The sequence below is a fragment of the Streptomyces sp. NPDC057617 genome, from assembly GCF_042800555.1.
Classification (GTDB): Bacteria; Actinomycetota; Actinomycetes; order Streptomycetales; family Streptomycetaceae; genus Streptomyces.
The window spans coordinates 757,426-772,519 of sequence record NZ_JBHVGV010000002.1; the positions used below are offsets into that span (position 1 = coordinate 757,426).

Consider the following 15,094-nt stretch of genomic DNA (forward strand, 5'->3'; position numbering starts at 1 on the left):
GAGTATGTTAGAAGGGCGTATGACGATGCAGGGAGACGGTCGAATGCCCGCGGTGCGTAGGCCAGTTGGAGCAACCGGGCCGCAGGCTGTCACCATCAGTTTCGCCGGTTTCAACCGGGCCTGGGCGGCCTGGATCGGGGACCGGCTCGAACGGCGCGGACTGGCCGTCGTCTACCAGCGGTGGGACCCGCCGGACGACGTCCCGCTCGCGGACTGCCTGCGCGATCTGCTGCTGGCACCGGGCCCCGTCCTCGTCGTACTGAGCGAGTGGTACTTCCAGCTCGGCCCGCGCGGCCACGAGGAGTGGAACAGCGCGCTGCGCGATGTGGTCGCCGCCGAACCCGAGCGCTTCGCCGGCGTCACCGTCACCACGGCCGCCCTGCCCGGCGCCACCACCGTCTTCGCCGCCGCCGATCTCACCACGGTCGGCGAGCAGGAGGCCGAGCGCCGCGTCCTGACCCGGCTCGGGCTGTCCGCCGAACCCCTGGGCGACCAGGGAGACCTCCGCCGCGGCCCGCGCTACCCCGCCGACTCGCCCGACATCTGGGGCGGAGTGCCGCGCCGCAACACCCGCTTCACCGGTCGCGAGCCCCTCCTCAACGCGGCGTACCACGCCCTCCAGGAAGCCGGCCGCGGCGCCGGAGTCGTCACCCTGCACGGCATGTCCGGGGTCGGCAAGACCCAGCTCGCCGCCGAGTACGTGTACCGCTTCGGTGCGGAGTACGACGTGGTGTGGTGGGTCTCCGCCGACAAGCGGGTCACCTGCCGCCAGAAACTCGCCGAACTCGCCCCCGCGCTGGGCCTGTCCACCGGTGTCGAGTACGGGGAGCGGCTGCGGGCCGCCAGGGACGCGCTGCGGCGCGGCGAACCGTACAGCCGCTGGCTGCTCGTCCTCGACGGCGCCGACGAACCCGAGCAGATCTGGGACCTCGTGCCGACCGGCCCCGGCCATGTGCTGATCACGGCCCGCAACCCGGAGTGGGGCGAGCACAACAGCACCCTGCTGGAGGTGCCCGTCTACGACCGCGTCGAGTCGGTCGCCTTCGTACGGCGCCGGGCCCCGCGCCTGACGTACGAAGAGGCGGGCCAGCTCGCCGAGGCCCTCGAAGACCTGCCGCTCCTCCTCGACCAGACGGCCGGCTGGCTCAACGACTCCGACATGTCCGTCGACGAGTACATCGCGCTCCTTGAGGACGGCATCGACCAGGACGTCGTCAAGATCTCCGCGGACTTCCCGCTCGCCTTCCAGACCGGCTGGTCGATACTGCTCAACAAACTCCGCGAGACCGTCCCCGAATCGGTCGACCTGCTCCGGCTCTGTACGTTCTTCGCGCCCGGCGCCATCCCCGTACGGCTGGTGCGCGACCTGCCGCCGGAGGACCTCCCGGAGAAGCTGCGCGGCCTGGTCGACGACCCGGTGCGCTGGGCGCGGGCCATCAACAAGCTGCGGCAGTACGCGGTGGTGCGCGCCGCCGGGGTCGGCGAGCGCGAGGTCCATGACGCGGTGAGCGGCGAAGGTGCCTCCGGCGCCCCGGGCGACGCGCTCTACATGCACCGGATGGTCCACCAGATCGTCCACCAGGACATGCCCGAGCAGGACCACAAGGAGTTCATCGAGGTGGTCCGCAAGGCGCTGGTACGGGCGGAACCCGGCCGGCCGACGGACACCAGGCTCTGGCCCCGGTACGCGGAGATCACCCCGCACCTCAAGGCCGCCGACGTCCTCCAGAGCACCGACCCCGCGATGCACACGCTCGTCCTCAACTGCCTTCGCTACATGTACCTTTCGGGCGAGTACGGCGCGGGCATCAACCTCGGCAGGCGCGCGCTGGAGGCCTGGCGCGACCTCCTCGGCGCCACCCACCCGAGGATCTGGGACGTCAGCTACCACTACGCGAATCTGATGCGCGCCGTCGGCGACTACGCCGGTACGGAGGCGATCGAGCGGGCGGCCGTCGAGCATCTCCGCGAGGAGAAGGGGCCGCAGGACCTGGAGCATCTGCGCGCGGCGGGCGGGCTCGCCGCCGATCTGCGCGGCCTCGGGCGGTACGAGGAGGCGCTGGAGATCTCCGGCTGGATCCTCGCCTCCTTCCGTGAACTCCTGGGCGAGCAGGACTCCCGTACCCTCAACGCCCAGAACAACCTGGCCATCTCGCTCCGGCTGCTCGGCCGGTACGAGGAGTCCCTGGACCTGCACCGGCGCACCCTGGAGGCCCGGCGGCAGCTGCTGCGCCCCCGGCACGCCTGGACGCTCTACTCCGAGATCAACTACGCGACGGACCTCAGGCTCCTCGGCCGCTACAGCGAGGCCGAGTCCCTCCAGTCGCAGAGCGCCCGCGTCCACCGGATGGTGCTGGGCCGCGAGAACCCGCAGACCCTGCGCGCCGAGCACAATCTCGCGCTGTGCCTGTACCGCTCCGGCGAACGCGCCAAGGCGTCCGCGCTGTTCACCCAGGTGCTGGAGAGCTGTGAGCGGGTGCTCGGCGAGAACGACCCGCTGACCATGATGTTCGCGGCGGGCCAGAGCTGCTTCGCACGCGAGCACGGCGACATCGACCGGGCCATGGACATAAGCGACCGGGTCGTCGAGGGCTATCTGCGGATGCTCGGCGAGAACCATCCGTATGTCGCGGGCACCCGCTCCAACCACGCGTTGATCCTGCGCAACGTGGGCGAGCGCGACCAGGCCCTGGAGCTTACCGAGAACGCCCTCACCGACATGACCAGGGCCGTGGGCGAGACTCACCCCTGGACGCTGGGCTGCGCCATCAACGCCTCCGCGCTGCGCAACATCACCGGCGACGCGGAGGGCGCGGCGGCGCTGACCGGCACGACCATCACGGGGGCCACCGAGGTCCTCGGCCGCACGCACCCGCTGACGCTCTCCGCCCGGATCGCGCACGCGGCGGATCTGCGGGGGCTGCGGGACGCGCAGCGTGCCGAGAAGTTCGAACAGGAGGCGCTGGACGATCTGGCGGAGACGCTCGGTGCGCAGCATGTGCACACCGTCGCGGCCCGGTCGCGTATCCGGCCCTACTGGGACTTCGAGCCGCCGCTCACCTGACCGGGGGCGGTACGAGGGGTACGAGCCGAGCGGCACGAGCTGGACGAGCGGCACGAGGGGGAGCGGAATGACGGTCGTTGTGGGGCCCGTGGCACCGGGGGAGGACGGGCCCATCCCGGTGGTGGTGGGCCGGGGCGAGCACTTACCGGGCCCGGGCGGCATGCCCGGTCCGGTGCCCGGCTCGGGGTACGAGTCCGGGTACGACTCCGTGTACGAGGACGAGGTCACCCGGGACGGGGCCGCGCAGCGGGTCATCCGGGTGGCCACGGACGTCTATGGGGACGGTCTCGATCTGGCGCGGCGCTGCGCGTCGCAGGCGATGCGGAGACTCGGCGATCTGGGGGACGGGCTGCGGCCCGACGAGATCGAGCTCCAGGTGTCGGTCACGCTGGACGCGGGGATGGCGGCGGTGGTGAAGGCGGGGGCGGAGGCACAGCTCCAGGTCACCTTCCGCTGGCAGCCGGGCGGGCCGGCTCCGGCGGTGGTGTCGGTGAGCGGGCCGGGGAGTGGTCCGGCGGTGGGATCCGCGACAGCCGGTCCGGGTGCGGGTTCCGCGACGGCCGGTTCTGACGACGGGGCCGCATCGTGACGGGGGACAACGGCGGGCGCCCGCCGGTGACCGCGCCGGCCTCCGCCTCCGTACCGGCGCCCGCGTCCTCTCCCGAGGCTCCGGCGGTGCCCTTACCCGGTGCGATCCCGATCCTCCCGTACAGCCGTGTCGTCGGGCAGGACGACCTCAAGCTGGCGCTGGAGCTGAACTTCGTCGCGCCCGGCATCGGCGGCGTACTGATCACCGGTCAGCGCGGCACCGCCAAGTCCACGGTCGTACGGGCCTTCGCGCTGATGACCCGCGGCGAGCTGCCCGTCACCCTGCCGATCAACGCGACCGACGACCGGGTGCTCGGCGGCTGGGAGCTGGACGCGCTGATGCGCGGCGAGGCCAGGGAGCAGTCCGGGCTTCTCGAAGAGGCCCATGAGAAGGGGCTGTTGTACGTCGACGAGGTCAACCTCCTCGACGACCACCTGGTCAACATCATCCTGGATGTCGTCTCCACCGGCGTGCTGTCCGTCCAGCGCGAGGGCATCGCCGCGGCCAAGCACCTCTCCTTCGGGCTCGTCGGCACGATGAACCCCGAAGAGGGCGGTCTGCGGCCGCAGTTGCTCGACCGCTTCGGGCTGATGGTGACCACCGCCGGGCTGACCACCGAGGACCGGCACCGGATGATCATGACGGTGCTGGCCTTCGAGGAGGAGCTGGCCAGGGGCGAGTCCCCCTGGCGGGCGGAGGCGGAACGGGAGGGCGCCGCGCTGCGGAGCGCCCTGCTGGCCGCGCGGGCGGCGCTGCCGGAGGTCGAGGTGCCGGAGGCGGTCGGCATGCTGTGCGCGGAGTGCGCGGGACGGCTCTCGGCGGTCGGGCACCGGGGCGAACTGGTCGCCGCGCAGGCCGCGCGTGCGTTCGCCGCGCTGGAGGGAGCGGTACGGACCGAGCCCCGGCATGTACGGCGGGTACTGCCGTTCGCGCTGCGGCACAGGCGGCCGGAGTCGGCGCACGGCGGTACGTTCGAGTGGGGCCCGGACGACGACGCCCGAGTCGACGACCTCTTCGACTGAGGCCTCATGACTGTGCCCCTTCCGTCCCCGGAACCTTCCCCGACCGCAGCGCCGGACCAGCCTTCGCCCCAGGCCCCGGCGCGGGCGCCGGACCTGTCCTCGGTCCACGCCCCGGCTTCGGATCCACCGTCGGATCCGGCTGTTGCCCCGACCGCGGGCCCGGCCCGGACTCTGCCTGCGGCCCCGGCCCCACCTGTTGCCTCCGCGCCCGGCGACTCGCATCGGCGGCTGCTCGCCGCTCTTGTCTGTGCCGCTGTCGAGCCCGGGCTCGGCGGGGTGTTGTTGTTCGATCTGGCGCCCGAGCTGGTCGCTCCGCTCGCCGATGTGTTCGCGGGGCTGCTCGGCCGGCCGCCCCGTGTCGTCCTCGGCGCGGCCACTCGGGACGAGGATCTGTGGATACGGCCCCGGCTGCGGCGCGGGTCGGGCGGGATCCGGTTCTCGCTCGAACCCGGGCCGCTCACCGAAGCCACGCCCGGCTCGTCCCTCGTCGTCGTGCCCGATCTCGCCCGGCTCGGGGTGTCCGGGATGCGGGCCGTCGTGCAGATCCTCGGCGCCGATGTCGCCACCGTCGAGCACTCCGGGCTGCGCCGTCAGTGGCAGCCGCGCGCCCGCTGGCTGGCCGTCTGCCGGGCCGAGGACACCGAACGGGTCTCACCGCACCTTCTCGACCGCTTCCCGGTCCGGCTCTCCGTCGCCGGACTGCGTACGCTGCCGGGCCCCGACCCCCTCGGCCCGCTCCCCGACGCCTGGCAGACCGCTCTCGACCGGGGAGCGCCCGGCCAGGGGCCACCGCTCGTCCTCGCAGACGCGCTCGCCCCGCGCGTACTGGAACTCCTCGGTCCGGGCACCGGGCACCGCAGGGCCCTCGCCCTCGCCCGGATCGCCCGCGCGCTGACCAGGCTCGACGGCGCCACCGAGGTCACGGCCGCCCGGGTCGACGAGGCCGCGCGGCTGATCGGACTGCCGTCCGCACCGCAGCCGCCCGGGGACCACGACCCCACGCCGGACCCCGGCCCCGGACCCGCCGTACCGCCCCCGCCAGGGCCGGGCCCCGGTACCCGCCGCGCCCCGCGCCGTACCGACCACGGCCCCGAAGGACAGCGGCTCCCGCCCGCCGGACGGCCGGTGCTCGCGCCGGAGGCCGGAGCCGAGCCCATCGGCCCCGGCCAGGTCCCCGGCGCGCCCGCGACCGGCACCCCCTACCCCGAGGACGACGCCGCGCCCCTGCCCGAGTTCGCCTCCCTGCGCACCCCCTGGCGGCGCAGCGCGGGACCCGGCGCCGCGCGCGGACCGGTCATCGGGGTGCGCCGCCCGCACGACCTGCGGGACCTGGCCTTCGTCCGTACGGCCATGGAGGCGGCCAAGTACCAGGCGGTACGCGGCCATCCGCCGCGGCTGGCCGTCGCCCCCGCCGATCTGCGCGGTTACGTACGGGCGCCCGAGCCGGAACGGCTGCTGACCCTTGTCCTCGACCACACCTGCCGGGCCAACTGGAACTGGTACGAGGCGCTCGAACCGTTCCTCCAGTGGGCCTATGTCAGCCGGGCGGCCGCGCAGATCGTCGAAGTGGGCGCCAGGGACGCGATCAGCGAGCTGCGCGCCGAGGCGTTCACCGCCCGCAGCGTCCTCGACCCCCGGATCACCGCCGCGCTCGCCCGGCCGCCCGGCCGCGCCACCCCGCTCGCCCACGGCCTCGAACTGGCCGGACAGGCGCTGCGCCGGGCCTTCCAGCACCACCGGGCAGGACTGGTCGAGGCATGGCTGGTCGTCGCCACCGACGGGCGCGGCAATGTCCCGCTCGACGCCAGCCACCGCGGCCGCCCGCCCGTGGGCCCGGTCGCCCGTACGGGAATCGACGACGCGCTCGCGGTCGCGGCCCGGATCAGCGGGATGGACCGGACGCGGCTCCACCGTACGGTCGTCGACCCGGCGCGCCAGCCGTACGCCGACCTTCCCTTTCTCCTCGCGGACGCGCTCGGCGGGAGCGTGGCCGAGGGCCGTCCTGCGGAGGCGGTGAGCGGGGATGGGTGGTGAGCCGCACCGAGAGCCGCACCGGATCGCCCGCTGGCTGTCCGACGCCACCGGAGTACGGCGGACCCGGCCGGGCCTGGTCCCGCGCCCCCGTCCCCGTACCACCCCCGACCCGCCGCACGCCGAGCCGGGCGAGCCGGAGGCACTGGGCGCGGCCCCGGTGGACCCCGGCGCGCGCCTGCCCGACGCCATGGCCGTGATCAAGGTCGTACGGGGCCGGCATCCGAACGGGCGTGAGGCGTTCGGCTTCAGCGCGCGCTGCGAAGGGCTCGCGCCCCTCCCGTACACCACCGGACCCACCCAGCTCCGCCCCGCCGGGATCGGCCTCGGCAACGCGCGGGCCGGCGGCGAGGCGCCGTCCGAACTCCTGCGCGCGATCCGCCACTGGTCGCGCAACCAGCGGCGGCTCGCCGACTGGATCAACCGCGCCCGTGCCGCGCACGGCTCCGCGCTGCATCTGCTGGTCTGGGACGACACCGGATACGAGCTGCCCTGGGAGACCCTCTGGCTGCCCGCCGACTCCGAACACGGCCTGGCGGAAGGGCTGTTGGGCGCGCTGGTGGTGATGTCCCGCTGGACCACCATCCATGAGCTGGACCGCGGTCTGCCGCACGGCCCCGGCGACTGCGCGGGCGGGATCCTCGGCTACTACCACCGGGGCATGCACCACGACATCGCCGCGTTCCGCCCGTACTCCCACCAGCCGCACATGACGATGAGCGGCTTCCTCGACGCCCTCGACCGGCGCGCGGCCGGCGACCCCACCGGACTCGTCTACATGGCCTGCCACGGCACCTACGACGAGCGGGTCAGCGCGCTCTCCCTCGCCGAGGTGACCTGGGCCGAACTCGACGAGCGCGCCATGGCCGTCTTGGACGAGCACCGCTCGCTGGTCTGTCTCAACGCCTGCCACTCCGGGCGGTTCGTCGACAACGACGCGGGCGGCGAGGAGGCGCTGCGCGGCTTCGCCGAACTGTTTCTGCGCAAGGGCGCCGGGGGCTGCATCGTCACGGCCGGCAAGGTCGGCGACCACGAGGCGCGCGATCTGATCACCGAGCTGGTAGAGGAGGTGACCGCGCGGCCCCGGCTGCCTGTCACCCAGGCGCTGCGTGCCTTCCGGGCCCGCGCGCTCGACGACTTCGGCCCCCTGACGGACATCCCGCGGACCCGGCATGATGACGGAGGCATCGACAAGGAGGGGCAGAAGCGGGTCCTGCGGCTGCTCTACACCTTTATGTTCCAGTACTACGGCCATCCGCTCACCACACTCCTGCTCACCGGCGGGCCCGGCGAGGACGGGTCCGGCGAGGACGGGTCCGGTGACGGCGGGCCCGGTGACGAGGGGGCGGAAGGGGGCGCGCCGTGAGCGGCGGCGGTACGGAACGGCCCCTGCTGATCGAGCCCGTCGTCAGCCGGCCGCGCGAGGCCGAGGCGGGCCGGGCCTATCTGGTCACGGTCGATCTGCGCGGCCCGCTGGGCGCGGACGGCGCCGAGATCGGCCCCGACTGGCCTTACCAGGAAGAGGAGTTCACCTTCACGGTCGGGCTCGACGGCTCCCCGCGCTTCGTGTGCGAGGTGCTGGACGACCCCAGCGTCGTACTGCACCGCTTCGGCGGTACGTACGGTCCCGCGAGGTTCGTGGTGACGGCGGGGCAGGTGGCGGGGCCCGCGGGGCTGTGGCTGACCATCAGCAACGAGTGGGGGATGCCGGTACGGAAGGCCGAACTGCCGTGCCGGATCAGGGAAGCGGGTGAGGGGGAGGGTGGGGCGGCGCCGGTGGTGGGGTATGTGCCGGGAGCCCCGGATCCGGCGGACGCCCCGGATACGGCCGCAGTGACGGATGTGAGTGACGCCCCTGGCACACGCGACCTGCCCGGGCGGCCACGTGCCGTGCTGGACCGGCGCCCGCTGGTCCGGCCACCGGCGGAGGAGTTCTCCCCGATCGCCGGGGGCCGGGGCGTCGTGCGGGCCGCGGCCTCCGGGCCCGAGCCGTCCGTGCTGATCGTCTTCGCGGGCTTCGACCGGATCTGGGCCGACTGGATCGGGGACCGGCTCGGACGCGCCGGACTGCGTGTCCTCCACCACCGGTGGAACCCGCCGGCGGAGGCTCCGCTGAAGGAGTCCCTGCGGGAGCTTGCCCGGACACCGGGCCGGATCCTGCTCGTCCTCAGCGAGCGGTTCTTCGAGCTCGGCCGGCACGGGTACGACGAGTGGAGCCGCGCGCTGCGCGCGTTACCGGCCGCCGAGTCCGGCCGCTTCGCCGCCGTCGCCGTCACCTCCACCCCGCTGCCCAGCGCCGTGGTGTCCCTCTCCCTGATGTCCCTGGCGGATCTCCACGCCGCCGAAGCCGAGGAGCGACTGCTCCTGCTCTTCGGCCTGGACGCGCCGACCGGCCCCGGTGACAGCGGCCGGGGACCCCGCTATCCGGTGGACTCGCCCACGGTCTGGGAGCGGGTGCCCCGCAGGAACACCCGTTTCACCGGCCGTGAGACGCTGCTCAACGACACGCACCACGCCCTCCAGGAGACCGGCCAGGGGACTGGCCGGGGCACCCGTGCCGTGACCCTGTACGGCATGTCGGGCGTCGGCAAGACCCAGCTCGCCGCCGAGTACGCCCACCGCTTCGCCGCCGAGTACGACGTCGTGTGGTGGATCGCGGCGGACAACCGGGCCGCCTGCCGCCAGGGGCTCGCCGAACTCGCCCCCGCGCTGGGCCTGGTGACGGGCGCGACGTACTACGGCGAACGGGTGCGGGCGGTGCTGGACGCGCTGCGGCGCGGTGAACCGTACCGCCGCTGGCTGCTCGTCCTGGACGGCGCGGACGAACCGGACGAGGTGTGGGACCTGGTGCCCGAAGGGCCCGGCCATGTGCTGATCACCTCCCGCAACCGGGGGTGGGCCGACCGCCGCAGCGCACTGATGGAGGTCCCGGTCTACGACCGCGACGAGTCGGTGGCCTTCGTCCGGAGCCGGGCACCGCGCCTCACCGCGCGGGAGGCGGACGTGCTGGCTGAGGTGCTGGAGGATCTGCCGCTGCTGCTGGACCAGACGGCGGGCTGGCTCAATGACACGGACCTGTCAGTGGACGAGTACATCGCGGTGCTCCAGCAGGGCATGGACCACGACGATGTCGTCAAAATCTCTCACGACTCCCCCACCTTCCAGACGGCCTGGTCGATCCTTCTCAGCCGGCTCCGGGAGTCCGTCCCGCCGGCCGTCGACCTGCTCCAGCTCCTCACCTTCTTCGCGCCCGCGGCCATTCCCGTACGGCTGGTACGGAACCTGCCGCCGGAGGACCTCCCGCCCCGGATCGCCGAACTGGTCGCGGACCCCGAGCTGTGGGACCAGGTGATCGGCAAGCTACGGCAGTACGCGGTGGTCCGCGCGGTCGGGCCGGCCGACGGCGAGGGCGGTGAAGCGGCGGCCGAGACGCTCTCCATGCACCGGATGGTCTGCCAGGTCATCCACCGGAGCATGTCGCCGCAGGACCACGACGAGTTGATCGGAGCCGCCCGGCGGGCGCTCACCGCCGCGGACCCCGGCAACCCCGCGGATGTGGCCGACTGGCCCCGGTACGCGGAGATCACCCCGCATCTCATCTGGGCCGACGCGCTGCAGAGCACCGAGCCCGCCATGCACACCCTGGTCCTCAACTGCCTGCGCCACATGTACCTTTCGGGCAAGTACGGCGAGGGCATCGACCTCGGGCGGCGCGCCTGGGAGTCCTGGCGCCGGCTCCTCGGCGCCGACCACCCCAGGATCTGGGACCTCAGCCACCACTACGCCAATCTGATGCGCGCGGTCGGCGACTACGCGGGCAGCGAGGCCATCGACCGCGCCGCCGCGAACCACCTCCGCGAGGAGCGGGGCAGGGAGCACCCGGAGCATCTGCGGGCCGCCAGCGGGCTCGCCGCCGATCTGCGCGGCCTCGGGCGGTACGGGGAGGCCTCGGAGCTCTCCGGCTGGATCCTCGCCTCGTACCTCGAACTCCTCGACGTGGAGGATGCCCGTACCCTCAACGCCCGGAACAATCTGGCCGTCTCCACGCAACTGCTGGGCCGGTACGAGGAGTCCCGGGCGCTGAGCCTCAACAATCTGGAGATCCGGCGCCGTGTGCTGGGCCCGGCGCACCGGCTGACCCTGGTCTCGGAACTCCACGTCGCCGTCGATCTGCGGCTGCTGGGCCGTTACCGGGAGGCGGAGGAGCTTCAGGCGGAGAACTTCCGTATGCATCAGCGGGAGCTGGGGCCGGACAATCCGCAGACCCTGCGGGCCGGGCACAATCTGGCGCTGTGCCGCTATCTGGCGGGCGATCCGGCCGGTGCCAAGCCGCTGTTCGGGCAGACGCTGGAGCGCTGCGAACGGGTGCTGGGCGGCGACGATCCGCTCACCATGATGGTCGCGGCGAGCTGCGCCTGGCTGGAGCGCGAGACGGGCGATCCGGCCCGTGCGCTCGATCTGCACCGGGCGGTGGAGGAGCGCTATACGCGGATGCTGGGGCCGGACCATCCGTTCACCGCCGGGGTACGGGGGAACCTGGGCCTGACCCTGCTGGCTCTCGGCGAACGGCACGAGGGGCACTGGGTGATCGAGCAGGCGTACGCGAGGATGCTCGCCGCGGTCGGGCCCACCCACCCCTGGACCGTGGGCTGCGCGCTCAATACGGCGGCGGCCCGGCTGCTGACCGGCGACAGGGCGGGCGCGGTGGCCCTGAGCCGGGAGAGCGTCACCGCCGCGCTGCGGGCCTTGGGCTCACAGCATCCGCTGACGCTGGCGTGCCGGGCGGGTCTGGCCGCCGCGCTGGACCCGCGGGACTTCATGACCGTACGGACACGCTGGGACTTCGAGCCGCAGACGATCTAGTTCTGTGTCCTCAATCGCCGGACGGGCTGAGAGAGCCCGTCCGGCGATTGAGGACAAACAGAAAAGCTAGGCGTCGAAGACCTCGTGGACCAGCTGCTGCTGCTCCGACTGGTGCCGCTTCGCCGAGCCCACCGCCGGCGACGACGAGTGCGGACGCGAGATCCGCCGCAGCCGCTCCGCGCCCGGCACATCCGCGCCGACCGCCAGGTCCAGGTGGTCGATCAGGTTGAGCGCGATGAACGGCCAGGCACCCTGGTTCGCCGGCTCCTCCTGCGCCCACAGATACTTCTCGGCGTTCGGGAACTTGGCGATCTCGGCCTGCAGTTCCGCACCCGGCAGCGGGTACAGCCGCTCAAGACGCAGGATCGCGGTGTCCGTGATGCCGCGCTTCTGCCGCTCGGCGTCCAGGTCGTAGTAGACCTTGCCGGCGCAGAAGACCACCTTGCGGACCGCGGCCGGGTCCACGCCGACGTCGCCGATCACCGGGCGGAAGCCGCCGCTGGTGAACTCCTCCGCCTTCGAGGCCGCGGCCTTCAGCCGCAGCATCGACTTCGGGGTGAAGACGACCAGCGGCTTGTGGTGCGGGTTGTGGACCTGCCAGCGCAGCAGGTGGAAGTAGTTCGACGGCAGCGTGGGCATGGCGACCGTCATGTTGTTCTGCGCGCACATCTGGAGGAAGCGCTCCGGGCGGGCGGACGAGTGGTCCGGGCCCTGGCCCTCGTAACCGTGCGGCAGCAGCAGGGTGACCCCGGAGGTCTGGCCCCACTTCTGCTCGGCCGAGGAGATGAACTCGTCCACGACCGTCTGCGCGCCGTTGACGAAGTCGCCGAACTGCGCCTCCCACATGACCAGCGCGTCCGGCCTGGCCAGGGAGTAGCCGTACTCGAAGCCCATCGCCGCGTACTCGCTGAGCAGCGAGTCGTAGACGTTGTAACGGGCCTGCTCGCCGGTGAGGTACTGGAGCGGGGTGTAGTCCTCGCCGGTCTCCTGGTCGACCAGGACCGCGTGGCGCTGGCCGAACGTACCGCGGCGGGTGTCCTGTCCGGAGAGCCGGACCGGGGTGCCCTCCATCAGCAGCGAGCCGATCGCGAGGGTCTCGCCCATGCCCCAGTCGATCGTGCCGTCGTCCACCGAGGCGGCGCGGCGCTGGAGCTGCGGCAGCAGCCGGGGGTGGACGGTGACCGAGTCGGGGATGCTGACCTGCGACTCGGCGATCCGCTTGACGACCTCCTGGGAGACGCCGGTCGTCACCGAGACCGGGAACTCGGCCTGGGCGTCCGGGACCTGGGCCGGGGCGGGCTGCGAGGTGGCCTCGCGGACCTCCGCGAAGACCTTCTCCAACTGGCCCTGGAAGTCCTGGAGCGCCTGCTCGGCCTCTTCCAGCGTGATGTCGCCGCGGCCGATCAGCGACTCGGTGTAGAGCTTGCGCACCGAGCGCTTCTTGTCGATCAGACGGACCATCTGCGGGTTGGTGAACTGCGGGTTGTCGCCCTCGTTGTGACCGCGGCGGCGGTAGCAGATGAGGTCGATCACGACGTCCTTGTTGAACGTCTGGCGGAACTCGAAGGCGAGCCGCGCGACACGGACCACGGCCTCCGGGTCGTCGCCGTTCACATGGATGATCGGCGCCTCGATCATGCGGGCCACATCGGTCGCGTACATGGAGGAGCGCGACGACTCCGGGGCGGCGGTGAAACCGACCTGGTTGTTGATGACGATGTGCACCGTGCCGCCGGTGCGGTAGCCGCGGAGCTGCGACATGTTGAGCGTCTCGGCGACGACACCCTGGCCGGCGAAGGCCGCGTCGCCGTGGAGCGCGAGCGGCAGGACCGTGAAGTCCGTGCCCCCCTTGTTGATGATGTCCTGCTTGGCGCGGACGACGCCCTCCAGGACCGGGTCCACGGCCTCCAGGTGCGAGGGGTTGGCGGTCAGCGAGACCTTGATCCGCTCGCCGTCCAGACCGGTGAAGGTGCCCTCGGCGCCCAGGTGGTACTTCACATCGCCGGAGCCGTGCATCGACTTCGGGTCGAGGTTGCCCTCGAACTCGCGGAAGATCTGGGCGTACGACTTGCCCACGATGTTCGCCAGGACATTGAGCCGGCCGCGGTGGGCCATGCCGATGACGACCTCGTCCAGCCGCGACTCGGCGGCGGCGTCCAGAACGGCGTCGAGCAGCGGGATGACGGACTCGCCGCCCTCCAGCGAGAACCGCTTCTGGCCGACGTACTTGGTCTGGAGGAAGGTCTCGAACGCCTCGGCCGCGTTCAGCCGGCGCAGGATCCGGAGCTGCTCCTCGCGCTCGGGCTTGGCGTGCGGGCGCTCCACCCGGTCCTGGATCCACTTGCGCTGCTTCGGGTCCTGGATGTGCATGAACTCGATGCCGGTGGTGCGGCAGTACGAGTCGCGCAGCACGCCCAGGATGTCGCGCAGTCTCATCATGGACTTGCCGGCGAAGCCGCCGACCGCGAACTCCCGCTCCAGGTCCCACAGGGTGAGGCCGTGCTCGGTGATGTCCAGGTCGGGGTGCTTGCGCTGGAGGTAGTCCAGCGGGTCGGTGTCGGCCATGACATGGCCGCGCACCCGGTAGGAGTGGATCAGCTCGAAGACCCGCGCGGGCTTGGTGACGTCCTCGTCGTGCGAGGCGTCGATGTCCTTGAGCCAGCGGATCGGCTCGTACGGGATGCGCAGCGCCTGGAAGATCTCGTCGTAGAAGTCGTTCTCGCCGAGCAGCAGTTGGCTGACGATCCGCAGGAACTCGCCGGAGGCGGCGCCCTGGATGACCCGGTGGTCGTAGGTCGAGGTCAGCGTCATGACCTTGGAGATGCCCAGCTTGTTCAGGGTGTCCTGGGAGGTGCCCTGGAACTCGGCCGGGTAGTCCATCGAGCCGACGCCCATGATGACCGACTGACCGGGCATCAGACGCGGCACGGAGTGGACCGTGCCGAGGCCGCCCGGGTTGGTCAGCGAGACGGTGACTCCGGTGAAGTCGTCCATCGTCAGCTTGTTGGCGCGGGCGCGGCGGACGATGTCCTCGTACGCCTGCCAGAACTCGAAGAAGTTGAGCGTCTCGGCCTTCTTGATGCCGGCGACGACGAGCTGGCGGTCGCCGTTCGGCTTCACCAGGTCGATGGCCAGACCGAAGTTGACGTGCTCGGGCTTGACCAGGGTCGGCTTGCCGTCGCGCTCCGCGTACGAGTAGTTCATCGACGGCATGGCCTTGAGGGCCTGCACCATCGCGTACCCGATGAGGTGCGTGAAGGAGATCTTGCCGCCGCGGGCGCGCTTGAGGTGGTTGTTGATGACGATGCGGTTGTCGAAGAGCAGCTTCACCGGGATCGCGCGCACGGAGGTGGCCGTGGGCAGTTCCAGCGAGGCGTTCATGTTCTTCGCGACGGCGGCGGAGGGGCCGCGCAGCGGCACGTACTCCGGGCCGCCGGCGGCGGGCTGCGCGGGAGCCGCGGGGGCGGCCCTGGCGGCGGCGGGGGCCGGGGCGGGCGCGGCGGGCTTCGCGGGGGTGGTCGGGGC

7 protein-coding genes are annotated in these 15,094 nt (G+C 72.3%); 6 read left to right on the forward strand and 1 reads right to left on the reverse strand.

Going from position 1 to position 15,094, the window contains the following annotated elements; all coding sequences use genetic code 11:
- Positions 1-43 precede the first annotated feature (43 nt).
- From fxsT (ACFU9P_RS08960) to fxsT (ACFU9P_RS08985), 6 genes are all read left to right on the forward strand, one after another.
- Positions 44-3,064: an FxSxx-COOH system tetratricopeptide repeat protein gene (fxsT, locus tag ACFU9P_RS08960; RefSeq protein WP_384078352.1), complete on the forward strand. Its 3,021-nt coding sequence runs from the start codon at positions 44-46 to the stop codon at positions 3,062-3,064.
- 67 nt (positions 3,065-3,131) lie between these two features.
- Positions 3,132-3,653 carry a CU044_2847 family protein gene (locus ACFU9P_RS08965; RefSeq protein ID WP_384078353.1) on the forward strand — a complete coding sequence of 174 codons (522 nt, stop codon included), beginning with the start codon at positions 3,132-3,134 and terminating at the stop codon, positions 3,651-3,653.
- A gap of 86 nt (positions 3,654-3,739) precedes the next feature.
- Positions 3,740-4,675 (forward strand): AAA family ATPase, encoded by a 936-nt coding sequence (locus ACFU9P_RS08970; protein ID WP_384078354.1) that lies wholly within the window; start codon positions 3,740-3,742, stop codon positions 4,673-4,675.
- Between the two features lie 276 nt (positions 4,676-4,951).
- Complete coding sequence (locus ACFU9P_RS08975) at positions 4,952-6,709, forward strand: hypothetical protein (protein WP_384078355.1); 1,758 nt, start codon at positions 4,952-4,954, stop codon at positions 6,707-6,709.
- A complete protein-coding gene (locus ACFU9P_RS08980; RefSeq protein WP_384078356.1) occupies positions 6,699-8,072 on the forward strand; it encodes a CHAT domain-containing protein in 1,374 nt (457 codons plus the stop codon). The genes ACFU9P_RS08975 and ACFU9P_RS08980 overlap by 11 nt, the downstream gene beginning before the upstream one ends.
- On the forward strand, positions 8,069-11,569 hold the full coding sequence (gene fxsT / locus ACFU9P_RS08985; protein ID WP_384078357.1) for an FxSxx-COOH system tetratricopeptide repeat protein: 3,501 nt from the start codon (positions 8,069-8,071) through the stop codon (positions 11,567-11,569). Before ACFU9P_RS08980 ends, fxsT (ACFU9P_RS08985) begins: the two co-directional genes overlap by 4 nt.
- 66 nt (positions 11,570-11,635) lie before the next feature.
- On the opposite strand, the gene ACFU9P_RS08990 is transcribed toward fxsT (ACFU9P_RS08985), so the two are convergent.
- On the reverse strand, positions 11,636-15,094 hold a 3,459-nt coding region (locus tag ACFU9P_RS08990; protein WP_384078358.1), incomplete at its 5' end, for a multifunctional oxoglutarate decarboxylase/oxoglutarate dehydrogenase thiamine pyrophosphate-binding subunit/dihydrolipoyllysine-residue succinyltransferase subunit.